The 23,840-nt window shown below is 68.1% G+C and carries 26 protein-coding genes; 1 reads left to right on the top strand and 25 read right to left on the bottom strand.

Annotated features, from left to right (window positions below):
* Both MXC99_RS06135 and MXC99_RS06130 read right to left on the bottom strand, forming a co-directional pair.
* The coding region (locus MXC99_RS06135; protein ID WP_247724610.1) for a nucleotidyl transferase AbiEii/AbiGii toxin family protein at window positions 1-551 on the bottom strand (551 nt) is incomplete at its 3' end.
* Window positions 544-1,302 (bottom strand): type IV toxin-antitoxin system AbiEi family antitoxin domain-containing protein, encoded by a 759-nt coding sequence (locus MXC99_RS06130; RefSeq protein ID WP_247724609.1) that lies wholly within the window; start codon window positions 1,300-1,302, stop codon window positions 544-546. The genes MXC99_RS06130 and MXC99_RS06135, both read right to left, overlap by 8 nt.
* A 223-nt stretch (window positions 1,303-1,525) precedes the next feature.
* Between MXC99_RS06130 and MXC99_RS06125 the strand changes: the two genes are divergently transcribed.
* Window positions 1,526-1,897: a DUF3742 family protein gene (locus MXC99_RS06125; protein WP_169203446.1), complete on the top strand. Its 372-nt coding sequence runs from the start codon at window positions 1,526-1,528 to the stop codon at window positions 1,895-1,897.
* Between the two features lie 7 nt (window positions 1,898-1,904).
* Here the strand turns inward: MXC99_RS06125 and MXC99_RS06120 are convergent, their stop codons facing one another.
* From MXC99_RS06120 to MXC99_RS06010, 23 genes are all read right to left on the bottom strand, one after another.
* Window positions 1,905-3,428 (bottom strand): conjugal transfer protein TraG N-terminal domain-containing protein, encoded by a 1,524-nt coding sequence (locus MXC99_RS06120; RefSeq protein ID WP_247724608.1) that lies wholly within the window; start codon window positions 3,426-3,428, stop codon window positions 1,905-1,907.
* Between the two features lie 15 nt (window positions 3,429-3,443).
* Window positions 3,444-3,797, bottom strand: coding sequence for a hypothetical protein (locus MXC99_RS06115; RefSeq protein ID WP_247724607.1), 354 nt, complete (start codon window positions 3,795-3,797; stop codon window positions 3,444-3,446).
* Complete coding sequence (locus MXC99_RS06110; protein ID WP_247724606.1) at window positions 3,794-5,200, bottom strand: integrating conjugative element protein; 1,407 nt, start codon at window positions 5,198-5,200, stop codon at window positions 3,794-3,796. The genes MXC99_RS06115 and MXC99_RS06110 overlap by 4 nt, the downstream gene beginning before the upstream one ends.
* 10 nt (window positions 5,201-5,210) lie before the next feature.
* Window positions 5,211-6,155, bottom strand: coding sequence for a TIGR03756 family integrating conjugative element protein (locus MXC99_RS06105; protein ID WP_247724605.1), 945 nt, complete (start codon window positions 6,153-6,155; stop codon window positions 5,211-5,213).
* Window positions 6,152-6,577, bottom strand: coding sequence for a TIGR03757 family integrating conjugative element protein (locus tag MXC99_RS06100; protein WP_247724604.1), 426 nt, complete (start codon window positions 6,575-6,577; stop codon window positions 6,152-6,154). The genes MXC99_RS06105 and MXC99_RS06100 overlap by 4 nt, the downstream gene beginning before the upstream one ends.
* A gap of 183 nt (window positions 6,578-6,760) precedes the next feature.
* Window positions 6,761-7,669 (bottom strand): LysR family transcriptional regulator, encoded by a 909-nt coding sequence (locus tag MXC99_RS06095; protein ID WP_169203450.1) that lies wholly within the window; start codon window positions 7,667-7,669, stop codon window positions 6,761-6,763.
* Window positions 7,670-7,857: 188 nt separating this feature from the next.
* Complete coding sequence (locus tag MXC99_RS06090; RefSeq protein WP_247724603.1) at window positions 7,858-8,670, bottom strand: TOBE domain-containing protein; 813 nt, start codon at window positions 8,668-8,670, stop codon at window positions 7,858-7,860.
* On the bottom strand, window positions 8,645-9,316 hold the full coding sequence (locus MXC99_RS06085; protein WP_247724602.1) for a nitrogen fixation protein NifQ: 672 nt from the start codon (window positions 9,314-9,316) through the stop codon (window positions 8,645-8,647). Before MXC99_RS06085 ends, MXC99_RS06090 begins: the two co-directional genes overlap by 26 nt.
* 65 nt (window positions 9,317-9,381) lie before the next feature.
* Complete coding sequence (locus tag MXC99_RS06080; RefSeq protein WP_210147711.1) at window positions 9,382-9,801, bottom strand: ExbD/TolR family protein; 420 nt, start codon at window positions 9,799-9,801, stop codon at window positions 9,382-9,384.
* 41 nt (window positions 9,802-9,842) lie between these two features.
* Window positions 9,843-10,553 (bottom strand): MotA/TolQ/ExbB proton channel family protein, encoded by a 711-nt coding sequence (locus MXC99_RS06075; RefSeq protein ID WP_247724601.1) that lies wholly within the window; start codon window positions 10,551-10,553, stop codon window positions 9,843-9,845.
* Between the two features lie 8 nt (window positions 10,554-10,561).
* Entirely contained in the window at window positions 10,562-11,278 is a 717-nt protein-coding gene (locus MXC99_RS06070; protein WP_247724600.1) for an energy transducer TonB, read from the bottom strand.
* Window positions 11,279-11,286: 8 nt separating this feature from the next.
* Window positions 11,287-12,168 carry a DUF364 domain-containing protein gene (locus MXC99_RS06065; RefSeq protein WP_247724599.1) on the bottom strand — a complete coding sequence of 294 codons (882 nt, stop codon included), beginning with the start codon at window positions 12,166-12,168 and terminating at the stop codon, window positions 11,287-11,289.
* An 11-nt stretch (window positions 12,169-12,179) separates the two neighbouring features.
* The gene (locus tag MXC99_RS06060) at window positions 12,180-13,253 is read right to left on the bottom strand and encodes a hypothetical protein (RefSeq protein WP_247724598.1); all 1,074 of its coding nucleotides are present in this window, start codon (window positions 13,251-13,253) and stop codon (window positions 12,180-12,182) included.
* Between the two features lie 31 nt (window positions 13,254-13,284).
* Window positions 13,285-14,307, bottom strand: coding sequence for an ABC transporter substrate-binding protein (locus MXC99_RS06055; RefSeq protein WP_247724597.1), 1,023 nt, complete (start codon window positions 14,305-14,307; stop codon window positions 13,285-13,287).
* Between the two features lie 13 nt (window positions 14,308-14,320).
* Entirely contained in the window at window positions 14,321-15,085 is a 765-nt protein-coding gene (locus MXC99_RS06050; protein WP_247724596.1) for an ABC transporter ATP-binding protein, read from the bottom strand.
* Window positions 15,076-16,134: a FecCD family ABC transporter permease gene (locus tag MXC99_RS06045; RefSeq protein WP_247724595.1), complete on the bottom strand. Its 1,059-nt coding sequence runs from the start codon at window positions 16,132-16,134 to the stop codon at window positions 15,076-15,078. The genes MXC99_RS06050 and MXC99_RS06045 overlap by 10 nt, the downstream gene beginning before the upstream one ends.
* 7 nt (window positions 16,135-16,141) lie before the next feature.
* Entirely contained in the window at window positions 16,142-18,370 is a 2,229-nt protein-coding gene (locus tag MXC99_RS06040; protein WP_169203459.1) for a TonB-dependent receptor, read from the bottom strand.
* 21 nt (window positions 18,371-18,391) lie between these two features.
* Window positions 18,392-19,474: a radical SAM protein gene (locus MXC99_RS06035; RefSeq protein ID WP_169203460.1), complete on the bottom strand. Its 1,083-nt coding sequence runs from the start codon at window positions 19,472-19,474 to the stop codon at window positions 18,392-18,394.
* A 71-nt stretch (window positions 19,475-19,545) separates the two neighbouring features.
* Entirely contained in the window at window positions 19,546-20,343 is a 798-nt protein-coding gene (locus tag MXC99_RS06030) for a class I SAM-dependent methyltransferase (protein WP_169203461.1), read from the bottom strand.
* On the bottom strand, window positions 20,340-21,137 hold the full coding sequence (locus MXC99_RS06025; protein ID WP_169203462.1) for an ABC transporter ATP-binding protein: 798 nt from the start codon (window positions 21,135-21,137) through the stop codon (window positions 20,340-20,342). Before MXC99_RS06025 ends, MXC99_RS06030 begins: the two co-directional genes overlap by 4 nt.
* Entirely contained in the window at window positions 21,134-22,219 is a 1,086-nt protein-coding gene (locus MXC99_RS06020) for a FecCD family ABC transporter permease (RefSeq protein WP_247724594.1), read from the bottom strand. The genes MXC99_RS06025 and MXC99_RS06020 overlap by 4 nt, the downstream gene beginning before the upstream one ends.
* A complete protein-coding gene (locus MXC99_RS06015; RefSeq protein WP_247724593.1) occupies window positions 22,216-23,268 on the bottom strand; it encodes an iron ABC transporter substrate-binding protein in 1,053 nt (350 codons plus the stop codon). The genes MXC99_RS06020 and MXC99_RS06015 overlap by 4 nt, the downstream gene beginning before the upstream one ends.
* Entirely contained in the window at window positions 23,265-23,831 is a 567-nt protein-coding gene (locus MXC99_RS06010; RefSeq protein ID WP_247724592.1) for a DUF2478 domain-containing protein, read from the bottom strand. The genes MXC99_RS06015 and MXC99_RS06010 overlap by 4 nt, the downstream gene beginning before the upstream one ends.
* Between the last annotated feature and the right edge of the window lie 9 nt (window positions 23,832-23,840).

Genomic DNA, 23,840 nt, shown 5'->3' with positions numbered 1-23,840 from the left:
AAGCACTCGACCATGCCGTCGCTGATGTCGCCCGACTCAAAGAGCTGCCACACGTCGAACAGGTCGCGGGGGTGCTGCCGATCCAGCGCGGCCACCAGCTTGCTGGCGTACGACTCGTCCGGTGCCAGAACCGGCAGCTCGAACTCGACGCCGAACAGATCGCTGGTCTTGGCGCTCAGCGGCCGCCGCTCGACGGGCAGCACGCTGCCTCGGAACACGACGTTGACCTCGATCTTCACCTGGTTGGCGTCGTTCTCGACGATCAGCTTGGTGTCCCCCAGGTCCTTGGCGCGAACCAGGCGTGTCTGCACGCCCAGTGGTGCAACGCGCGTGGCGATGGCGGCCAGCTCTTGGTTGATGGCTTGCAGCGCTTCGTCGCGCGGCGTCTGCCACGGGAGGTACACCACGTCGATGTCCACCGACAGGCGCGGCATGTCCCGCACGAAGAGGTTGATGGCCGTGCCGCCCTTCATGGCGAAGATGTCGTTGGCGAACACGTCGGGCGCGACGGCCAGCAGCAGGCGAACGGTGTCCGCGTAGGTCTTATCCATGAGGTCTCAGGCTCAGCAAGGTGCCGTCATCGAGCCGGCTCATCCAGCGCGTGTTGCTGCCGGTGCGAACCGGGTACTGCTCCAGCAGGGCATCGACATCCACGAGGCTGGTCTCGCGCGCCCAGGTGAGGAACAGGCGCACGGCCTTCACGCTGGTGCAGCAGGACAGCAGTTGTCCGAGCAAATCCTTGCGGGGGGAACGCAGTCCATCAAAGATGTTGCGGGCCTCTTCGAGGCTCTGCTTGACGCCGGCTTCGTACAGCAACTCCAGAACGGCACGCTCGGAGGCAGCCACCCGCAGATCCTCGGGCAGGCCAGGCGGCGTGGTCAGGGTCTTGCCGGCCAGCACCGTATCCGGCCAGTCGAACAGGCGGGCGTGGACGTAGCGGGCTGGAAAGCGCGAAGTGAACCAGACCGGCAACGCAAAGCGACCGTCGCCCCACAGCACCAGCGCCTCCCGGCTGCCCAGGTTGTGCCGCACACCCTGCAGGGCCAGGGCGCTCTTGCCGCCGACGTGCAGGCCGGGCACGCGCTGTTGCAGAAACTTCAGCGCACCGTAGACCCCGAATTCATCGTTCGGGAAGGCATAGACGCCATGGGCCAAGCGCACGAGCCACCCGCCGTCGGCATAGTAGGCGGCGAGCTGGGGCGACACCCCAAACTGGCTCAGGGTGGCAAGGTCGAACGGCGCCCCGCGAGGGAGTCCCGCCTGCAGTCGCTTGATTATCTGGTGCCGAGAATTTCCATCCATGTTATAAAAATAACACATAATCCAATCGGCCCCTAGAGCCGTTGCAAGAACGTGCATGGAAAGTAGCATAAGGTTTGATTTATCGTGCAAAATCTAATCGACCTGCGACCCGAGCCAACCCGGCTCTGCCGGCCGCAACCCACCCTCCTGATCGCGGTCTATGCTGGAGGGCAGGCCACGACCGGCCGCTCCGCGAGGTGAGGCACCACTGAAGCCGAGGCATATGAGCATGACCACCAACACGCACAACGGGCGCTGGAGCCACCGGCTGGGCCGGGGGGCTGGCCGTGCCTGGCGTGGATACCTGCGCCGCGAGCAGCGTGTCGCCGGCTGGCTGGTGACGCGCGGGGTGCCTGCGGGCGCGGCGACGGCGGTGCTCTGGATCGTCAAGCTCACCGTGCTCGGTGCGCTGCTCTACTCCGCGTTCTGGCTGGCCCTGCTGCTTGCCTTTGCGGTGACTGCTGCATGGCTCGTGCAGCACGACGACCCTGATCAAGAGGAACCGCAACCCGAATGGAGGGAAGGCCCCAACGGCTTCGGGCTTTATGACAAGAGCGACTGGCGCATCGACCCGCATGTGACCGACGACGACTGAACGGCGGTCACTTCTTCGATACGGCGCTCATTGCCATACCAGCGCCACGCCCCCCAGCGCCCTTGGCGTCCGAGGTGGCGGTGGACAACCCCTGCACGATATTTCCCGTGCGAACGCCTGCCCAAGCCAATGCCATGACCCAAAACGTCGGCAGCACGATGAACATCATCGCCATGACGAAGTTAAGGAGCATGTCGCCAAAGGCGTTGTTCAAACCGATCAGCGGATCGAAGTTCGTGTGCGGCCTGTCCGCGCCAAACCCCCATCCGTAGAGCGCATCCAGGATCGTGCTGTCGATCCAGCGTGCGAGCTGGAACCAGAAGTCCACGAAGAACAGCGCGAACTGGACGCAGCTCACCGTCACCACCGTCTTCAGGTCGTAGGTGCCGATCAGCAGCACCAGCGGGATGCAGATGACGAGCGCCATCTTGAGCATGGTCAGCACCATCGGCAGCGCCTGGCGCACCACGTCCATCGCCGGAAAAAAGCCCAGCGAGCCGACGGTCAGCCCCAGGTCGCTCGCGCCGCGCGTGACGACGTTTGGCAGCGTCTTGTCGATCTGGCCGCCGTAATCGGTGTAGACGGCGCCCTGGTTCATCTTCTGCTGCCGCGGTGAGACGACGGCGCGGATCACCGAGTCATTGACCTCGCTCTGCGACAGGAAGCCCGCCCAGCGCCCGATGCGGGTCAGCAGGTCCGGGTCGACCTGTGCCAGCAGCCGGCTGCGCAGTCCCTGGCCGCCATCGGCCCACCACTGCCGGCAGGACGGATAGCCGCCGCCGCTGTCCACCTGTGCCAGCCCCGCATCGCGGGTCGCGTCGTAGGGCCAGGCCGTGCGTGGGGTCTTGGCGCGATAGGTGTCATAGAAGCCGGGCGTGTCGAGGAAGTAACTCGATCCGATCCAGGTGACGTCGTTCATCTGCTCGTCGGAGAGCGTCGGCCGGTTCATGAACAGCTTGGCGCGCGACGGCCCGTAGCAGTCGTGCGTGAAGTCGGCGACCTCCTGTGCCAGCACCGGATCGTCGATGCGCGTGGCATCCACATCCATGCGAATCTGACGCAGGTCCGTGCCGCAGGGAATCGCCGCCACCGCGGAGCCCGTCACGGCTTTCGACAGCGCGTGCATGAAGAACCACCACACCGGCACCAGCGCGCTCTGGTCGTTGAGCGCCGTGTAGACATTGGACCAGCCCGTGTCGTTGGGCAGCGGGACACTGACCTGGCATTGCGCGGAGCGCGTGGTGTCGAACCTGATCGTGGCGAGATCCACCGGGATGAACGGGATGCCGGCGAACATGATGACCACGATCGCCACCCACACCCGGTTCTCGATGCGCATCGACGACAGCACGCCCTTGTTGCCTTCGTCCGCACCTTCGCTGCGGGCCTTGAGCCACTCCTGGATCACGATGGCCACGAACGGCAGCGCGAACACGCCGCTGGCCACGAGAATGCTCCAGATGCCGTTGTTGACCACCCAAGCCACCAGGGTCAGGTAATACTCCAGGTAGTCCGTGGTGTAGAGCGTCATGCCTGCCTCCCGGTCTCAGCCGTGCCGCAACAGTTGGCTGACTTCCAGCGCGACCACGGCGATCACGGCCGCGATCTCCGTGCGCAGCAGGCGCTGATGCGTCTCGCGGGACGGCTCCCGCCGCAACAGGCGCCGACGCATCCACCACCAGCCGTAAGCCGTCGCTCCGTAGAGGCACAGCCGCCACACGAAGAAGTGGCCGGCGTGCGCCTGCAGCCAGTGCTGCCAGCCCTCGACGCCGCCGACGACGTGGATGCCGGCGATGTTCACCGCCACCGCGGCGGCGACCACCAGCAAGGTCCACAGCAGCGCCACGCCGACGCGGCGGTTGAACAGCCATGGCAGCCGCAGCCAGGCCAGCCGGCTCATGGCGTACCGCTCCGCGGCTTCTGGACTTCCCGCAGACGGTCGCGCGTGGTGTCGCCCTCGAAGACGCCGCGCGAACCAGCAGCGCGGGTGCTGTGGCGCTGGATGATCGCCATCGCCGAGTTGCCGGCCAGCGTGCGCCGCAGCTCCAGCTCGGTCTTGAGGTTGTTGATCTCCTGCTCCAGCGCACTGTTCTCCTGGTCGACCGCCTGCACGGCCAGTTCGTTGGCGGCGACGTTCGGCTCCTTCTTGCCGGTCAGCAACGTGCGTTGCAGCAGCAAGGCCTTCTCCAGCACGCTGGACAGCGCCGCCTCCGACGCCAGGCGCTTGCCCAGCACGTCCTGGTCGGGTTCGTCCCGCAGGGCCTCGATCACGCCGCGGGTGATCGGCAGCGAGCTGCTGCCGGCCGCGTCGAGATTGGCCGGCGTCGTCGGCCGGGCGCCCGTCACCAGCTCCTGCAGCACCTGCAGCTTGGTCTCGTACTCTTCCTGGATCACTGGCGTGAGCCCGACGCCAGGCGTGGTCTGGGTCTTCGTGCAGTTTTCGCAGGTGCGCTGCTCGCGTTCGCCCAACACGCGGGTCGCCCAGTCCGCGGCCGCCTGGGGCGAGAACCAGGTTTGGCAGGTCAGGCGGTTGCCGCAGGCGCTGCGCGCGATCGACGAGCTATCGGTGGCGCTGCGCCCGTTGAGCAGGTTGTAGCCCGCGCGCGTCACGTCGCCGACCACCTTGATCGAACTCTGACCGGAGCCGCCCGCGTTGCCGCCGCCGACCCATGGCACGCCGTTGTTTCCCTTGTTGGACTCGGCCTGCTCGATGGCGGCGACGGCATCGGTGCTGCTGACCGCATCCCGCAGCGCCATCCCTTCGGCGAGCTGGTCCCAGCCGGCCTGGCCGCCGGCCATGTCCGCCATGCGATTGGCGATGGCGCGGCAGGTCATCTTCGAGCGGTCGAAATCCAGGCGCGCCTGCAGGATGCCGTTGGTGAGCAGGTTGTACAGGCCCGGGTCGGCGCGCTGGATGATCAGGGCCGGCAGCGAGGCCACGGCGCTGGTGGCGTTCTGGATCACGTTGCTCATGATCGTCTGGAAGCCGTTGGTGATGCCGTTGAGCTGGTTCTGCAGCGTCGTGGTGATGCTCATGTCGCCGCAGATCAGGTTGCTGTTCCAGCCGACGCCGACGCCGATGCTCTGCATGTTGCCGGCACCACCCATCGACACGGCCCGGCCGCCGCCGATGCTGTAGAGCACGTCGTCGCCGATCACGCTGCCGCTGACGTTCACGCCATTGGGGTCGATGCGGGTCTGCGCCCAGGCGACGCCGACGACCAGCGTGATGGCCGCCACGAGCAGCGTGGCCCGCAGGTGCGACTTCGCGCGACGCAGGAAGTCAGGGAGGGAGGCGTTCATCGTGGGTTCCTCACATGAAATCGACGCTGCCGAGGAAGACCTGGCCCCGGCGCCGGCAGCAGGAGTACGGCCGCCACAAGGCCCAGGCGTAGTCGCCTTGCTGGGCCTGCACGCGGGTGCGGCTGTGCGGGAAGACCACGCAAGTGTTCGAGAGCGTGGGCGTCAGCTCCTGCCACTTGCCCGTCGAGGCGTCGGTCTCCATCAACGCGCCGGCCGGCCAGTACCCGTCGCGGGCGTTGGCCAGCAGTGGCTGGTACACGTGAATCTGGTTGCGGCGCGTCACGATGTCGCCCGCGCGCTGCGCGACCACGGCGCCGCTCTTGTGATCGTCGGTCTGGTGCAGGAAGCCACCGCGGGGATACACGTTGCCCCAGAGGTTCAGGCCGGTGCGCGTACCGATTTCGCGCCGGCCGGGGATGAGCGCTTCGGGGTAGAACGCTTCCGGGATGTTGTAGCGCCAGGCGATCGTGTCGAGCGTGCTCAGCAGATACGGCATGAAGGCCGTGCCAGCGCCTTCGCAGGTGTAGCCGGAGGCGCTGGCGAACTGGCTGAACACCATCCCGGCCGGATGGCCGATGACATCGGCGTTCTTGAACTTGGCGAGGTTGTTCTCGTTGTCGTGATTGGTCGTGCCGTCACCGCCAGCCTTGGCGGTCGGGTTGGGCATGCTCATCGCCCTGACTTCCAGCCACGGGTTTTCGCCGGTGTTCGAGTAGCTCGACACCACCGCATCGGGGACGTAGTGGCGCACCTTGACGGAGGTGCGAACCGAGCAGCCGAAGGGCGTGCAGTACAGCCAGTAGCAGATTCCGACCACGCGGTATTCGAGGCAGTCGGGGGACAACGCCGACGAGACGATGGTGGCGGTGTCCAGGGCGAACGTCGACGTGGCCGTGCCCAACAGCAGCGAGGCGACAGTGGCGCGCAGGCGCCGGCGTGCCAGCAGGAGGCTCATGGCTGCGTGCTCCGGTAGGCGTTGATGCGCGCGACGGCGCGGGACACGTCGGGCTCGCCGTAGACCACGTAGCGTCGATCGACCACCACGGCGGGAATCTTGGCGATGCCCAGCCCCCAGGCATCGACGATGCCCTGGTACGCTGTGCCGAGCCTGCGCTGCAGCTCGGAGCCACCTTGCTTCAGGCCTTGCGGGACGAGGGCCGCTGCCCAATTCGAATCTTCGGGAAACCCGGCGTCAAGTTCTTCTTCGCGGCAAGCAGGTGGGACCGGTTCGATGACACAGTCAGTTGCCTGAGATCCCCGCAAGGAGTGGCCGGACACGGTAATAGCCCAAACATCCGCTGCTGTGGCGACTCCTGTCGTCAACAACAGGGACAGGATGGTCGGAGCACATCCAAACGAGGCCAGAAAGACACGCATCCGCATCGCCAATGGGTTGATGACTCCCGGCAGTACAACCCATGACGCTTGCACGTACCACGAACAATGCGGACAGTAGCGCTCCCTGTTTCAAGCCCACGGGAAAGGTGCCTGAGCGGGACCCTGGATGCCTGCGAAAAGCCCCCACGGGACTGCCGCAACTGCGAGACTTGAACGCACCGGCTACGCCTGTTCAGACAGGCAGGAATTGTCACGTAAGAGTCGGGCCCGGTCGACGAAGTGTTGCAGCGGTTCGGACGGCTCTCTGTGCGGACGCAACAGGAACGTAGTCATCCTCGCCGACCCATCGGCCAGGGGCCGAGTGACGATCTCCGGGTGTCGGCAGATCGAGATTTGAGAGGCCGTAGCAAAGCCCAGGCCGTAGCCGGCGGCGACCAGCGTCAACATCAACTCCAGCGTCACCGCACGCTCTGCGATGTTCGGCCGGATATCCGTGGAACGCAGGATCCGTTTGATTTGCCGGCTCGCGCCATGGCATGCCTCCGGGTGGTACATCACGAGGGGATACTTCAGCAATTCCTCCAACGGGATCTGCTTGAAGGCCAGCAATGGATGCCGATTGGGAATGGCAGCCACAAGCGGATCGGACCAGAGCGTTTCGCAGTGGATGCCTTCACCGGCCTCGTCGGACTGGGCGAAACCCGCATCGAACGAGTCATCACGCATACCGCGCACTTGCGCAGCGAACGGTGTCTCGAACAGGCGAATCCCTACGTCGGGTTCCTCTTCACGGCACAAGGCCAGCAGCGCCGTGAGCCGGGTTTGTGCGATACCGTCCGAAAGCGCGATGCGGAGCATGCCTCGGTAGCCTGTCGCAGCCGCCTTGACATTGATCCTGGCCTGCTCCAGCACCGCGAAAACGCGCCTGGCATCTCGCAACAAGACTTGCCCGGCCCAAGTCAGGTGCGTACCCCGCCCGCCGCGCTCGAACAACGAGGCGCCGACGTCGCTTTCCAGTTGCCTGATCGTGCGCGACAGCGGTGATTGTTCGATGTGAAGACGCGCGGCCGCGCGCGTGAAATGCAGCTCCTCGGCTACGGCCACGAAACAACGCAGGCGTCGCAGGTCCATGGGCGTCACTCATCCGTTCAACGAGTGACTCCCGAACCGGGATGCGGCGCGACGATTGCGAACCGCAAATGGGCCATTCGCCGCAACCGCAGTAGCCACGTCGGAATGGCGGAGCAAGGGGGCGCGCCAAGGCGGTAGGCATGCCGCCAGCCAAGGCGCTCCCCCAAAAACAAGAAAGCCATGCGAAGCTAGGCCGGAACCCCGAGGATGATGCTCGACGCCTTGAAGATGGCCGACGCCGTCTTACCCGCCACCAGCCCAAGGGCCGCGCTGCTCTCATTGGTCACGATCGCGGCCACCGAAGCCCCGTTTGGCAGGTCAAGAACGACTTCCGTGTTGACTGCACCGGTCTGGACGCGGGCAATCGTTCCTGTCAGCCGGTTGCGGGCCGAGAAGCGTGCGCCATCGTCATCCGTAACCAGGATGATCGATGACGACTTGACCAAGGCGAAGGCTTCAGCACCGACGCGCAGGCCGAGGCTCTCGGTGCTCTCGTGCGTCACGATGGCGACAAGCTTCTGGCCCCCGGCCACTTCCAGCTCGATCTCATCGTTCACCGCCCCCGGCTTCACCAAGGTGACCTTGCCGAAAAACTGGTTCCGGGCACTGGTTTTCATGCTCATCCTCCTGATCAACAAATAGTCATCTGCGATGTCGTCGGCCTGCTGGGCCAATTGCTCGATAAAGCGCCGATGCTCCCGCTGGACAAGGCGAAAGTTCTCGACCAGTTGCTCGCCCCGGCGAGTCAGCCGGGTTCCGCCACCGCCCTTGCCGCCTGCCAGGCGCTCGACCAGCGGCTCCCCGGCCAGGTTGTTCATGGTGTCGATGGCATCCCATGCGGCCTTGTAGCTCATCTTGATCGCCTTGGCGGCCTGCGTGATCGAACCGCATTCGGCGATCCTGGCCAGCAGCTCGATCCGGCCGGGACCGCCAAAATTCTCGCCGCCCACCGTCATCCATACCGAGCCTTGCAGCTCAATGCTCTTCTTGGTCGATTCCATCGTGTACGCTCACCCCTTGTGCCTTGGACTCGGGAAAGCATACCCGGTGTTGGTCGCACCGATGGCACCCGGGAGGCAGGCAGTCCGTTCTCCCCAGGACGGCACCGAGTTCGGCAAACAAGAACCGCTTCCAGCGCAGGTTTCGTGAGTTGGCGAGGTACAAAGGGTGGAAGTACCGCTCCAGCAGGCGCGACACGCCGTCGCGTCCGCCAAGGTCCAGGTCTTCCCACAAATGGCGTTCACCGTGGCATGCCGCCGCGATCGCATGTGCAAGCCACGTGGCCACGTGTTCATCCACCCCTGCGGTACGCCGCGTCATCAACAGGGCCACCAACGCCTGGAAGTACGGTGGCTGCGCCGCCTTGAGGATTGCATACTGCATATCTGACAACCCCTCCAGCGCACCGAGCTCCGGGAAGCATCGCTCGACCATTTCCAGCAGGGCGTGTTGCGGGAGCCCGAGCGTCCACGCGAACACTGGAAGTTCGCCACACTGGGCGTTCCGCAGAACACCCGATATCGCCCGCAGCATCAGGGTATCGTCGCGCGCCGCGCCAGCGCCCTCCCGGTTACGGCCAGGCATCCGGCGGGACATGCCCGATTGGGATGGCGCCGGCCATCGCGGGCTGGTTCGTACGATCTTCATTGCCTTGCTCCTTCCAGGCGGGTTCACGAAAGTTGCTCTGCTCCATGGACTGGGACCATTGCGCATCATGGGAACGCCCCGGCACCGCCTGCCCCGCGATCGGGTGCCACGGCCTCGCCGGGATCGGTGACGAACCCGACGCGCGTCAGCCCGCGCCGCGCCAGCGCCGACAAGGTCCAGGCCATCTCCCCATAGGGCACCGCGGCATCTCCCTTGAGGTGGATCTCGGTGTCCGCCGCCCTTTCGGCAAGCTGCCACGCGCGCCGTTCCAACTCGGCGCGAGACACCGCCTCGCCGTTCCAATGCATCTGTCCATCGCGCTGTACCGCGATCTCGATGTGTTCGGCAGGCGCCACATTGGGGCGGCTGCTCGCCTGCGGCAATTCGAGCTTGACCGCATGCGTGAGCAGCGGCGCAGTGACGATGAAGACGACAAGCAGCACCAGCATCACGTCGACCAACGGGATGATGTTGATCTCGGCCATCGGGCGTCCGCCGTTGCCCGAACCCAGCGTGCCCAGCCCCATCACGCAGCCCTCGCGATGCGAGCGGACCCCTCGGCGGCACCTCGCCGCAGCGGCGCACCGGTAAGCGCCAGCGTAAGCAAGTCGTGGCCGAGCGCATCGAGGCGGCCGAGCACGACACGGTTGCGCTGCGTCAGCGCGTTGTAGCCGAGCACCGCCGGGATCGCCACGGCAAGGCCGATGGCGGTCATGATCAGCGCCTCGCCGACCGGGCCGGCCACTTTGTCGAGGGTGCCCTGCCCGGACAGGCCGATGGCGATCAAGGCGTGATAGATCCCCCAGACGGTGCCGAGCAGGCCAACGAAGGGCGCGGTCGAGCCGACCGAGGCGAGCAGCGTCAGCCCGCGCTCGAGCCGTTCCGCCTCCTCCTCGATGCCTTGCCGCAGCGCCCTTACCAGGAACTCCTGGCGTCCACCGGCCTCCCCGTGCGCCGAGAAATGCCGGGCGGACTCGATCGCCAGGCGCGCCAGGCGGGCGCACGCATCCTCCGCACCTGCGGAGAGGACCGCGCCCAGTTCCTCAAAGGCGCGGACACGCCGGAAGCGCGCAAGAAACACCGCCTGCCGTCGTCGCTGCAGCCAGTGCGCAACCAGTCGATCGACGATGATCCCCCAGCTGGCGAGCGAGGCGAACAACATCGCGATGAGGATGGCGCGCGCCGCCGTGTCGGCCTGCGTCAGGAAATGGGCAATACCCAGGGAGCTTTCGAACATGGCGGGACTCACATGACAAAGGAGATTGGGACCAGCACCCACGCGGCGACCCTCTCGTCGCCCCGACGTGCTGGAACGAAGCGCCAGCGGACGACCGCCTGGCGCGCGGCGGCGTCGAGCCGCTCGAACCCCGACGAGGTCCCGAGCTCGACCTCATCGGCATGTCCGTCGGCCGAAACGAGCACGCGCAGCAGGACGCGACCCGTTTCGCCGAGACGGCGCGACATCGGTGGGTACTGCGGCGCCGGGTTGTCGAGGTAGTCGGCGTTGAAGACCGGCAGCACCAGCGGTGGAGGCACGGCGGGAACGGCGGTGGGCACCGATACGACCGCCGACGCCGGTTCGGCGGCAGGCTCCGACGCGACATCGGAGAACGGCGGCGCCTCGGCGGGCGGTGCCGCAATAGGTCGCGGCGTCGCTGGCCGCGGTGCTCTTGGCGCTGGCGTTCTCTCCTTTGGCGGCCTGGGCGGCGTCGGTGTCGGTTCCGGCACGGCCCTCGGCTGCGCGGCCGCCACGGGCACCGGTCGCGGGACGACCAGGCTGGCCTCGATCACATGACCCAGCACCTGCCTTGCCTGTGGCGACACCTGCAGCACGATGCCGAGCAGGGCAGCATGTGCGAGGCCGACCCCGGACCACTGCAGTAGCGGTCGCCACCAGCGCCACGTCGCCACCGGTGCCTTCTCCTGGCCCGGCTTGCCGCTGCCGCAGAGGTACTCCTCCATCGCCAACATCACTGCGCCGGCGTCAGGCGCAGAGTGACGCGCTCCACCGTCTTGCCGAAGAAGTGATACCCGGAGCCCCCTTCGGCCAGCAGTTCGAGCAGTTCGTCCGGGGCTCGCACGCGCGTGCCGCCGACGGCCGTGACACCGCGCCGGGCGAAGGGCTCGGCGATCAGCGTCGCCGTCGGCCCGATCACCGCCGCCTCGGCGCCCGGCCGCAGCAGGCGCAGCAGCCCGTCGAGCGTGCCGTTGATCAGCGTCGTACCGGTGGTGATGAAGACGTCGGCCTTCGGCACGAGCTCCGGCGCCCGGTCGGCCGACGCGTAGAACGGCATTTCCTCGGGCCTCAGCGTCGCTGGGTCCATTTCCAGCACATGGAAGGGCTGGCCGCGCCGGCGCAGCTCGCGCATGCACGGCGGGAAGGCGCCGACCAGCGCGACGCGCGCGCCGGGCGTGATGACCAGCGCGTCGAAGGCATCGCCGTCGCTCACCTCGGCGCTGGCCGGCCCGCCGTCACGCATCCACAGCGTCTCGGCGAGCGCATTCAAGGTAGCGATGGCCAGCGTCCGGCGCAGGTCCTGCGGCCGGTAGAGGTCGTCGAGCACCTGTACCGCCTTGCGGCCGGCGATCTTGCCCGGGATCGGCATGGCCTTCGCCGAGCTCGGGCAGCAGACGGCCTCGGGCACGCTCTTGATCGGCGTCGCGCACAGGCCGCCGGCGCCGTTGGCGAGCTTGACGCCGGTGAAGAAGATGCCGAGGACGGCGCGTTCGAGGGTCAGCGACTCGGCCTCGGCGCCGAGGCGCTCGACCACGGTCGCGTGCAGGTCGGCGAGCAAGGTGGCTGGCGGGCAGTCGGCCATTCGGCTCGGGATCATGTCGTTCGCTGTCTTCATGTCGACATTCCTCAGCAACGCGAGCAGCGCAGGTACGGTGAAACCACTACGGGGTCCAGGGCACGAGAGGCGAAATGCAGCTTCAGGTGGCCGCAGGGGCCATCGATGTCCTCCCGCCCCTCGTCGCCGAGCCCGGCCGCGACAAATCGCTCGCCGAAGGTCTCCACATGGCAGAGCGGATGGCTGTCTGTCAGCACCGCCCTGTCCAGGTCGCGCAGGCCACCTGGCGCGGTCTCGCAGGCCTCCAGGCAGAACCAGTGGGCCGAGCACAATTCGCCACCCGGCGCCAGGCGCGCGGCAACGGCTGCAAGCGCGTCACCCATGGACTTGCGCACGGGGTAGAGCGCGTGGAACAGCACCACGCGGTCGTAGCTTGCCTGCACGGATATTTCGAGCGGAGAACCGGGATGGACGACGCATCGCTCAGCCAGGCCGCAGGCGTCGAGCAGTTCCATGGCCTCCCGCACGGCGCCCGGCGCGACGATGACGGCCGCGTCCAACCCGGGCTGCGCGAGGCAGATGGCCGCCACCGCTATGCCACCGCCGCCATCGAAGCACAGCAGGCGGCGCGGCTTGGCGCCACCGCGCAGTTCCCTCTCCCGCGCCGCCAGCCGGGTCGCCAGAAGCCGCGCCTCCACCAGGAAGGGGTGCAGCCTTGGGGATGGCGACACGGGCACGCTCGCCGCCGTCCAGTCCTCGGACAGGAAGCCGCGCAGATCTGACCAGCCGCATTCCGGCGCCAAAAGGCGCTCGATCGTCGCTGCCTGGCACCAGGCACTGCCGGCGACGAGCACCTCGCGCATCTCGGGAACCAGGGCGTACACGCTGCCTTGGCGCGACACGAGGCCGAGGTCCTCCAGGGACTGGAGGAAGCCCGCCAGATGCGCGCCGCGCAGTTTCAGGGCCGTGGCGATGACCGCCCGCTCGGCGGGCCCGTTGCGGTCCAGCCAGTCGAACAGTCCGCTGCCGTAGCCCGCGCGCAGGGCCTGGAAGGCCTTGAACCCTCCGGCGACGCGGTCCAGCACCGCGACTGCGGGCGGAGCCTCCAGGCTGGCGAGATCGAACTTCATCGTGGTCATGTCCATTTCATGCTCCTTGGTATCGATAGCATTGGAATCAACGCGCGGCCAGGGTCGTCCTGGGGCCGCCATCGAGGATTTCGCGCACCTGCGCGGCAGAGAGGTCGACGCCGAAAATGTCGTGATAGAAGGCTTGCGTCTCGGCGACGACGTCGATGTCGCCGAAGCGCTCGGGGTGGAAGTGTTTCGCCGCCCACAGCACCGTGAGCGGCTGTTCGGAGGTGCGGTTGCCCCAGGTGTGGGCGCCGCTGGGCGCCACCAGGATGCGCCCAGCGCGCACGGCGGCCAGGTTGGCGAAGCGCGGCTCGCGGCGCACCGTCTCCGCCTCCTCGTGGCTGGCGACGATGAGGATGTCGGGGTTCCAGGCGAGCAGTTGCTCGAGGGTGAAGCTGCGCGATTCGACGGTGCGGCCGTCGTCGGTGACGCTCTCGCCGCCCGCCGCGCGGATCCACCATTCGACCACCAGATGGGGTTGCGTCAGCGTCTTCGGACTGAAGTAGAGCACGCGCGGTCGTGTCCGCACGTCGCGCAGGCGCGCCGCAACGTCCGCGAGCATGCGGTCGAAGCGCTCGGCGTAGCGCTCGGCGGCCTGCGGCTGGTCGAAGACGCGGCCGAGCAGGCGCACCGCCGTCTTCACATCCTCGGGCTGGCGCCAGGCGAGGTAGAGCGCCGGCAGGCCGGCACGGCGCAAGGCGTCGGCGCTCGCCCGATCCATGGTCAGCACCGCGTCGGGCGCCGCGCCGAGCAGGGCCTCCAGGTTCGGCGTGCGGTCGTGGTTCTGGAGCGTGGGCAGCGCGGCAGTGTGCGGGGCAAAGACCGCCTGGTAGCCCCAGCGCGGCTTGCGGGCGAACTCCGGCAGACCATTGACGATGCGCCGGCCCTCGCCGACGGCGAAGACGAGGCCGTTGAGCACTGGCACCGCGCCAATGGTGGCGACACGCTCGACCCGCGCGGGCAGGGCAACCTCGTCGCCCGCCATGTCCTCCACCACGCGCGGCGGCGCGGCCTGGGCGATGGCGGCGACGAAAGCGATCAGGAACGGCAGGAAGCGGAACAACATCACAAGTCTCCTTTCACAGGCGCGGAATGCACGCTGCCGGGGCGCCACGGTGCGTGACGATCTCCACCGGCGTGTCGTACAGGGCGGTCAGCGTGTGCGCGTGCAGCACATCGCGGGCCGCACCGGCGGCAACGACGCGGCCGCCTGCCATGGCAAGGACGTGTGCGCCAAGCAGGAACGCATGCTCGGGCTGGTGGGTGGTGACAAGGACGGCCATGCCGTCGGCGGCGAGATCGCGGATCACGCGCAGCACACGGGCCTGGTTGCCGAGGTCGAGGCTGGCCATCGGTTCGTCCATCATGAACAGGCGCGGCTGCTGGGCCAGCGCACGGGCGATCAGCGCGAGCTGGCGCTCGCCGCCGCTGACGCGGTTGAACGGCCGCTGCGCCAGATGTGCGATGCCAACCCGCATCAGCGCCTCGCGCGCGATCCGCTCATCGTGGCGGCCAGGCAGACTGAGGGGCGGCAGGTGCGGCGTGCGGCCCATCAGCGCGACATCGAGCAAGGTCAGGCCGCTGTCGCCGGCCGCCTGCGGCACGTAGGCGAGCGCGCGGGCGAGACGCCGGGGAGGGACGCCGGATTCGCCGTCGATGCGCACCTCGCCACGCTCGTGCCGCAGTGCGCCGACTAGGCAGCGCAGCAGGGTCGTCTTGCCGGTGCCGTTGGGCCCCAGCAGGCACAGGATCTCGCCCCTTGCGAGCGACAGGTCAATGCCGTCGAGCACCGGCACCTCGCCCGGCGCGCGGCGATAGACGAGGTTTTCCACGCTCAGGACCATTGCCGCCTCGCTCTCGCCAGGACGGTGACGAACACAGGCGCGCCGAGCACGGCAGTGACGATGCCGAGCGGCAACTCGGCGGCAAAGGCACTGCGGCACAGGTTATCGACCAGCAGCAGGTAGCCGGCGCCGAGCAGCAGCGAGGCCGGCAGCAGCGCGGCGTAGGCCGGGCCGACGATGAGACGCGCGAGGTGCGGCACCAGCAGGCCGACCCAGCCGACGATGCCGGAGATCGACACGGCGGCGGCGGTCATCAGCGTCGCCGCGCCGATCAGCGCGAGACGCAGCGCGCGCACCGGCACGCCCAGGGTGCGCGCCTCGTCGTCGCCGGCTTCCAGCACCTGGGTCGGCCAGCGCAGTAGGAACAGCGCGAGCATGCCCGCCAACGCGAACGGCGCCGCCCAGGCCAGATCATGCGTACCGACGCGGCCGAGACTGCCGAGCAACCAGAAGACGATGGCCGGTAGCGTGTCGAGCGGATCGGCGACGTACTTCAGCGCGGAGGTGAGTGCCTGGAAGAGGGCCGACACGACCAGGCCGGCGAGCACCATCACCAGCGCCGAACCCTTGCCCAGACGGCCGGCGATGAGCATTGCCGCAACGACCGCCAGCAGGGCGCCGGCGAAGGCCGCGCCCTGAACGGCGAGCGCGCTGCCCGAGAGCAGCATGGCCAGCGCCGCGCCGAAGCCGGCGCCAGACGAGACGCCGAGGATGGCCGGTGAGGCGAGCGGATTGCGGAACAAGGTCTGGTAGGCGGCGCCGGCCGCCGCCAGGCTGGCGCCGACCAGCATGGCGGCGAGCACGCGCGGCAGGCGTACCGCCAGCACGACGGTCTCCGCCATGGGCGGTTGTCCCGACTCGGTCCCGGTCAACGCCGCCCACAACACCGCGAGCACTTCCGACGGGGCGAGCGGGTAGTGGCCGAGCCCCATCGAGAACACCGCGCTCGCCAGCACCGCGAACGCAAGTGGCGCGATGAAACCCAACCCGCGCCAGCGGCCGGCCACCCGGCTCGCGCCATCGACGATGCTGCCCACCTGCCCGCTCACGTTGGCCTCAGAACCTGGCGCTGACGGTCATCACGGCCGTCCGCGGTGCGCCGGCGTAGTAGGTCGTGCCGGCATTGAGGTCAAAGTCGCTGGCGGAGATCTGGCCGATGTAGCGCTTGTCGAACAGGTTCAACACCGACAGGCCGATGCCGACCTCCTGCAGCATGGCGACGTTCTTCCATTGGTAGCCGACATGCAGGTCGGCAAGGAAGTAGCCGTCGATCTTCTGCTTATTGAGGGTGTCGCCGTAGCGCTTGCCAACGTAGCGCACCACCGGCGAGACATTCCAGTTGCCGCTGCGCCAGTCGACGCCCAGCTTGGCCAGCATGCGCGGCGCGTTGGGCACCTGCTTGCCGTCGGTGCCCGTCACGGCGCCTGCCTTGGCCTGGATGTCACCGTCGAAGGCGAAGCGGTTCCAGGACAGGGCGAAGACCGCCGACAGCCCGCCGTCGAAGCGGTAGCTGCCCTCCAGCTCCGCGCCGTAGCCGACGGCCTTGGCGACGCTCTGGTAGTAGGTCACGTCCACGCCCGGGTCATAGACGCTGACCTCCTTGTCGCGGGTCCTGGCGTAGTACAGGTTGGGCGCGAGCGAGAGCCGTTCACCCTCGTAGCGCAGGCCGAGGTCGAGGTTGTCGGAGATCTCCGGTTTCAGCCCAGAGAAGACATCCTGCAGGGTGATGTTCTGTGCGACGAACTTGGCCTTGTTGCTGCTATAGGTGGATGCGACCGGCCCCCAGTCGGGCCGGCCGATACGCCGGCCGTAGGCGGCGGTGAGCGCCATGTCGGGCCGCAGTTCGTGGCGCAGCGACAGGTTCGGCAGCCACTCGCGGTAGGTCTTGCCGGAAACTCGCATCCAGGGGTCGACGGCCGGGTTGAAAGCCCACACCGCGTCGTAGGAGACGTCGGGAAGGCCGGCGGTGGCGTAGTAGGAGAACGACGGCTGCGACTGCTGCTGCAGGCGCACGCCGCCCGAGATCGTGGTGGCGCCGCTGCGGCCTGTCAGCTGCAGGAAGGGGCTGTTGAACTCGTGCCTGCCATGTTTCGACAGCAGCGCCCAGCCGGCATAGGTCAGGCTGCCATCTGCCTGTGCCGTGTAGTTCTTCTGGTAGACGGGTGGCGGCGGCGACTCCATGTCCATCCACCAGTAGCCGACGGTGAGGTCGAGCGCCGGGGAGAACCTGTGGTCATACTGGGCGACCAGCCCCTTCTGCTCGTGCTCGACATCCCAGCGGCGGACATTGGTGTCGGACGACGAAAACAGGAAATAGCCGTCGTTGTCCCACCAGTACGGGCGAAGGGTGAAACGTCCCGCCTCGCCGACCGGCAGGACCAGGTTCGCGATGACGCCGACGTCGTCGAACTCGTTGCGGTTGAAATCGTAGTATCGGGCAAGCCGGCCGGCGGTGAGATCTTCGTCGTAGTCGAACCTGCGCCAGTTGGACTTGTCCTGGACCTGCGCGTAGTTCATCGCCCGGTAGTCGTGCCCCTCGATGTGGTTGGAGGCGACGAACAGTTCGAAGCGCGCCCCGTTGGAGAACGGCTGGGCGAGGCCCACGGTGAAGTTGCGGCGCGCGCCGGGCGTCTGGCCAGCCCCCTTCCACTTGTCGGCCTCCATGTCCGACGCCGACACGAACAGCGCGGTATCCGCCGGGCCGAACCGGCCACTGTCGATGCGGGCAAAGGTGCGGCGGAAGTTGTCCGAGCCGAAGCCCTGGCGGATCTCGACACCAGGAAGTTCCTCGGGGCGACGCAGCGTCATGTCGAGCGCACCGGTGCTGTTGGACACGCCAAGCCCGGCGTTGGCGGGCATGCCTCCGCGGTAGAGCTCGAAGCCGGCGACGTTCTCCAAGTCGAACAGGTCGTTGTTGCCGACGATGCCGTACAGGGGCACGCCCTCGATGTTGCGCGTCAAGTGGAAGTCACCCTTGCCGCGCAGGTTGAGCTTGCGGCCACCGCGCGAGTTCAAGCCATAGGCATCGGCCGACTCCGCGCTGACCGAGGGCATCAGGTCGAGCAGGCGGTACGGGTTGGTCTGCGCCGGCCCGCCGAGGATGGCGACGCCCTCGCGCGAGACCTGGCTGTGCGCCCAGGGCTGCGGATCGGGTTGTGTCAGGGGGGCTTCGTGGGCGCCGGTGACAACCACTTCGGTGAGCGTGGCGTCAGAGGCGAGAGCCGGGCCGGCCGCGCATAGCGCGGCGACGGCGGCAGCCAAGGGGGAACGCATGCGGGTACGCAAGATGGACTCCATCGGTTGGTTTCAGGAAGACTGGGGAGCGAAGCTCGGAGTCAGGCCGAGTTCGCCGAGATAGCGGGTCACCCGGGCCATGTTGTCGTGCACCACGACACGCTCGCCGACCGGGATCGCACGTGCTTCCCCGCCGGCCTTGCCGCGCGGGTCCTTCATCGACGCGGTGGCGCCGATGACTTGGTTGCCGCCGCCGGCAAGCCACCACAGGGCCATGTCGTCGGGATCGTTGCCGGCCGCCAGGCCGAGATCGAGGGTCGGATAGAGCAGGCGCGCAATCGCCGTGAGGCGTGCCACCGGCCAGGGCGAGCAGCGCACGCCGCCGGACGCGGTACCGGGGAAGGGCATGTACCGCGACAGGCGCAGGTGGCGAAGCATGGAGAAGCGGCGCAGGAACAACAGGTGGTCGATGCGATCCGCGTCCGTTTCACCGAGGCCGACCAGCATCATCGAGCGGATAGGCATGCCCTCTTCCTCGCACAGCTCCATCAGGCGGATTCGCCCTTTCAGGCTGTCGCCCGGCTTGAATGCCGCGAACAGTTCGGCGTTCAGCACCTCCAGCGAGCTGGTCACAGCGGCCACGCCAAGCTCCTTGAGCGCGCGGACCCCGCCGCGCGTCAGCGATGGGCCGACATTGACCTCGATCTCGACATCGGCTGCATCTCGGATGGCGACGACGAGGTCGACCAGGTAGCGGTCGTAGCCGCTGATCGGCTCGCCCTTCACCGGCAAGCGCGTGCCGCCGGACAGGTGAAGATGGCGGATGCCCAGGTCGGCGATGGCACGGACGGCGGACACGATGTCGCTGGTTGCCACCGCCTTGCGGCTGAAGAAGGTGCAGTAGGTGCACAGCGGCTCAAGCTCGCACGGCACGATGGCCGAGACGCCGGCCGACCACCAGGGGCTGCGGCCGACATGGCGGTCGCGCAGGTCTGCGGCGTGGCGGAAGATGGCCGGGGCGACACGGGGATCGGCGGAGCGTCGATAGAGGTCGAGCACATCACGCGTGTTGCAGTCGGCGGGCAGGCCTTCCTCGACAGGAGCCAGATCGCGGGCCGCTGCGGAGGTGTCAAGGTGGTCCAGCAGGTCGTTCATCGGTTTTGGTCTCGAAATAGCAACTTGTGTATAGCGATCGGCGTGAGCGGTCTGAAACTGACGCCTGCCAACTATCGCGATGTCTTTTCCCAGGAAATGAATGCCCAGCGCATCGGCGACCCAGCAGCACCGAGGCTCGGCGCGACACGCCCGTGCCAAGTGCGCAGGCGGGCACGCTCGTCATCGGAGAGCTCGCCGAGCGCCCAGGAGACACGTCGGGCGAATTCGTCGAAACTGGTGGCGCCTGCCAGCCGGCCTTCATGCTCGATGTAGTCGAGCCGGGGATGGATGCCCATCCCGTACAGGATATTCACGATGTAGACATAGTCCGGCAACGGCGGCAGGTCTCGGCCGATGATGTCGATCACCGCCGGGTCGATGAAGCGGCCACCGACGAGATGGGTCAGGTACACGCGGCGCCTGGCCTTGTCGTTCAGCTTGTGCAGCGCCGCTTCCATGTCGGCGACCGTCGTCGAGCGCGAGGCGACGACGATGTCGCACGCGGGCACGGCGGACCAGTCGTCCTCCCACGCCAGTTGCAGGGCCTCGACGTTGTCGTGCCCGAGCGCTGCTGCGTTTTCGCGCAAGGCATCGAGCATGCGCGGACTGAAGTCGAGGCCGATGACACGTTGCAGCCGGCCGGCGAGCGGCAGGCAGATGGTCCCGGGCCCGCAGCCGACGTCGAGCAGCGAATGCGCACCGGTAAGATCCATGCGGCCGATGAAGTCCTCGACATAGCGGCTCTTGTGCACCTTGTCGCTCATCTCGGCGGCACGGACGTCCCAGACACTTGCGGGTTTCGGGTTGCGGTTGGCGGCGGCATGGTGGTCGCGGTAGAGGCGGCCGAAATCGATGGCGGCGATGCTCATGGGGCGTTCTCTTCGGCAGGACGGCGTGGCAGCCGGAGTGGAATCGATGGCAGGCTGCCGGCAATGGCGGTCGCATCGACGCCGTACAGCGCGGCAAGCGCAGCGGGCGTCGCCACCTCGGACGACTCACCGATGCCGACCAGCCGGCCCGGTGCCAGCAGCGCAATACGATCGGCAACGCGTAGCGCGTGTTCCGGCTGGTGCGTGGACATCAGCACGGCAATGCCGCGTTCGCGCAGACGGCACACGTGTTCGAGCACGCGGACCTGGTTGCCGAAGTCGAGGCTGGCCGTCGGCTCGTCCATCACCAGCAGCGCCGGCTCCTGCGCCAGCGCGCGGGCGATCAGCGCCAGTTGCCGCTCACCGCCGCTGATCTCGGTGTAGGTGCGCTGGCGCAGGTGGGCGACGCCGAGTGCTGCCAAGCAGTCGGCAGCGAGCTGACGGTCATGCCGCGACGGAGTGGCGAAGCGCTCGATGCGCGCTGCGCGGCCCATCAGCACGATGTCCTCGACGGTAAACGGAAAGATGCCGGCATGCGCCTGCGGCACATAGCCGACCTTGCGCGCAAACGCCGCGCGCGACCAGCCAGCGACCGGCTCGCCGAGTACGCGCACCGTGCCGGCAAGCGGCGGCAGCAGGCCGAGCAGTGTCTTGAACAGCGTTGTCTTGCCGCTGCCGTTCGGGCCGAGCAGGCAGAGCACCTCGCCTTTGTCGATGCCGAGCGAGATGTCGGTGCCGACGCGGCGGCCGTGGTAGCCGATCGCAAGATCGCAGGCCTCGATGGCAACGCTCATGCCGGCCTCCCCGTGCGCGCCAACAGCCACAGGAAGAAAGGCGCGCCCACTACCGCCGTCAGGATGCCGAGCGGCAGCTCGATCGGCGCGATCGTCCGGGCCAGCGTGTCGGTGGCGACGAGGAAGCCGGCGCCGAGCATGAGCGAGGCCGGCAGCAGGCGGGTGAAGTCAGGGCCGACGAGCAGGCGCGCGACATGCGGCACGACCAGCCCGATCCAGCCAACGATACCGGCCAGCGAGACAGCGGCGGCGGTCGACAGCGTTGCGGCGGTGACGAGAACCAGGCGCAGGCGCCCGACGTCGACCCCGAGCGCTGCCGCCTCTTCGTCAGCGAGGCCAAGGAGGTTGATGCGCCAGCGCAGCAGCGCCATCGGCAGCAAGCCGGCTAGCATCGCCGGCGCGGTCGTCGCCAGGTCGCGCGAAGTCACTTGGTTGAGTCCGCCGAGCAGCCAGAAGGTGATCGTCGGCAGCTGCGTATACGGGTCGGAGAGGATCTTGACCAGCGAGATGCCGGCGCCAAGCAGCGCACCGAGCGCGACGCCGGCTAGCACCAGGACCAGCACCGGATCATGGCGCCGCACCAGCGAAGCGAGGCGGTAGACGATGGCGACGGCGATGATGCCGCCGCCGAAGGCGACAACCTGCACGAAGATGAGCGGCAGGCCGAGGTAGATGCCGAGCGTGGCGCCCAGCCCGGCTCCAGCGGAGACCCCGAGGATGTCCGGCGACACCAGCGGGTTGCGGAACATGCCCTGGTAGGCGGCGCCCGCTGCGGCGAGCACGGCGCCGACGACGACACCGGCGGCGACACGCGGCAGGCGGATGTTCCAGATGACGGTTTCCACGGCCTCGGGCAAACCGGACTCGCTGCCGGACAGGCGCGCGACCAGCGCACGCAGCAGGTCGGCCGGTGCCACCGGAAACTTGCCGGCCGCGAAGGCCACGGCGAGCACCGCCAGCAACGCGGCGGCACCCGCCAGCCAGGCCGCCGCGGGGCGGCACGGCGCGCCAGCGTTGACCGCAGCGGCGACACCGGAGCCGTGCGTGGACGCGCCACGGGAAAGGTCTGGAGCGTCATTCATGCCGGGCCACCGATCATTGCGCCGAGACTCGCCGCGTCTGGCTCCATGCCGTAGAACAAGCGGTAGAAGTCGCGGGCGGCCGCCTGGAGGGCCGCCTCGCCCCCCGCCCGGCCGGGATGGAGGCGCTCGATCAGCCAGCGTACACCGACCAGGCGATTGACACCCGGCGGCCCGTCCAGCCAGCCAAACGGAAGGCTCGGCGCCAGGTGCACGCGACGCGCCCGCACGGCGGCGACCGGACGCCACAGCGGATCGGCGAGCACGCCACGGGCGAACTCGCGATCCTGCGTGACGATCACCTCCGGATCCCAGGCGAGGATCTGCTCGGGCGACACCTTGATCAGCCCGCCGCGCCCCGACTCGGCGGCGACGTTGCGGCCACCGGCGATCTCGATCGCCTCCATGTTGATCGATCCGTCCAGCCCGGTTTCAAGGCCATCGCCGCCACGCCCGAAGTAGACGCGCGGACGCGCCCCGGGCGGCACTTCGTTGCGCGCGCGCGCCGCCAGCCCGAGGGTCTCGTCGGCCCAGGCGGCGAGGCGCTCGCCGCGCGCCGCCACGCCGAGCAGTCGGCCGAGCTCGCGCAACTGCGCCGGGTGGTCGGCCATGCGTCCCTGCACAAGCAGGCACGGCAATCCGGTCTGCTCGGCCACCCGCTGCATGGCGGAGAGGTAGGTCGCGTCGACGGTGCCGACGTCGAGGATGACGTCCGGCTTCATTTGCAGCAGCGCCTCGTTCGACGCCGTGCTGCCGCGACCGGCGAGGCGGCCGACCTGTGGCAGCGCGCGCACCACCGGCGCCAGCCAGGCGCGCGCCTCTTCGGACACCTTGAACGGCCAGCCGATCAGCTTCTCCGGTGCGAGCACGCTCAAGAGCACGCTGGCCGGCGCGCCAGCAGCGAACACGCGGCGAATCGCCTGCGGCGGCGGCAGGGTGCCGTAGGCAGCGGCGATTGTGCTCTCGACACCGGCCTTTGCCCGCGCCCCTGCCGGCACCCAGGCCAGCCAGGGCGCGATGGCCAGTGCGCGCAAGAGGTCGCGCCGCTTCACCGGCCGCTACCCCGTTGCAGGCCGGCGAACCAGGCATCGAGCGCCTCCCGGCTCGGGTCGAGTTCCACACCGGCGCCGCCGGTGAAGTGCTGCCAGTCGAATCGATAGGCTTCGGCGACGACGGTGAGCAGGGGAATGCCCTCGCTCATCAGGGCCAGCATCTCGTCGGCAAATCCCTCGCCCGCCGCCTCCAGCGCACCAAAACGATTGACCACGACGAGATCGGGGGCCGCATCGAGCGCACCGCGCAGGACCACGCTCGCGGCAGCCACGCCGTGCTGGTCGATGCTGCACGAGCCGGCGCCCGCGCCGAGGCGCTGGAAGAGGGGGAAGCGAGTTCCCTGGTCGAGATCGACGAGCATCGTCGCCTCCTTGCCCGTACCGCCCGTGGACTGCTGAACCACCCCCCGGACCCGCCGGCCCGCCTGGCGCAGGGCAAAGGCAAAGTCGGCGAGGACGCCGTCGGCGACGCCGTGCTCGAGATGAACGATCGCGGCGATGGGGCTGCTGGTGTTGGTCGGCGAGAGGGCCGGCCCGGCGGCATGGGCTGTCAAGGTTGCCATCGTCCGTCC

The organism is Thauera aromatica (assembly GCF_023093595.1).
In the GTDB taxonomy this organism is placed as follows: domain Bacteria; phylum Pseudomonadota; class Gammaproteobacteria; order Burkholderiales; family Rhodocyclaceae; genus Thauera; species Thauera aromatica_A.
Note: the sequence above shows the minus strand (reverse complement) of the source record. Positions and strands in the feature narration are given on the sequence as shown.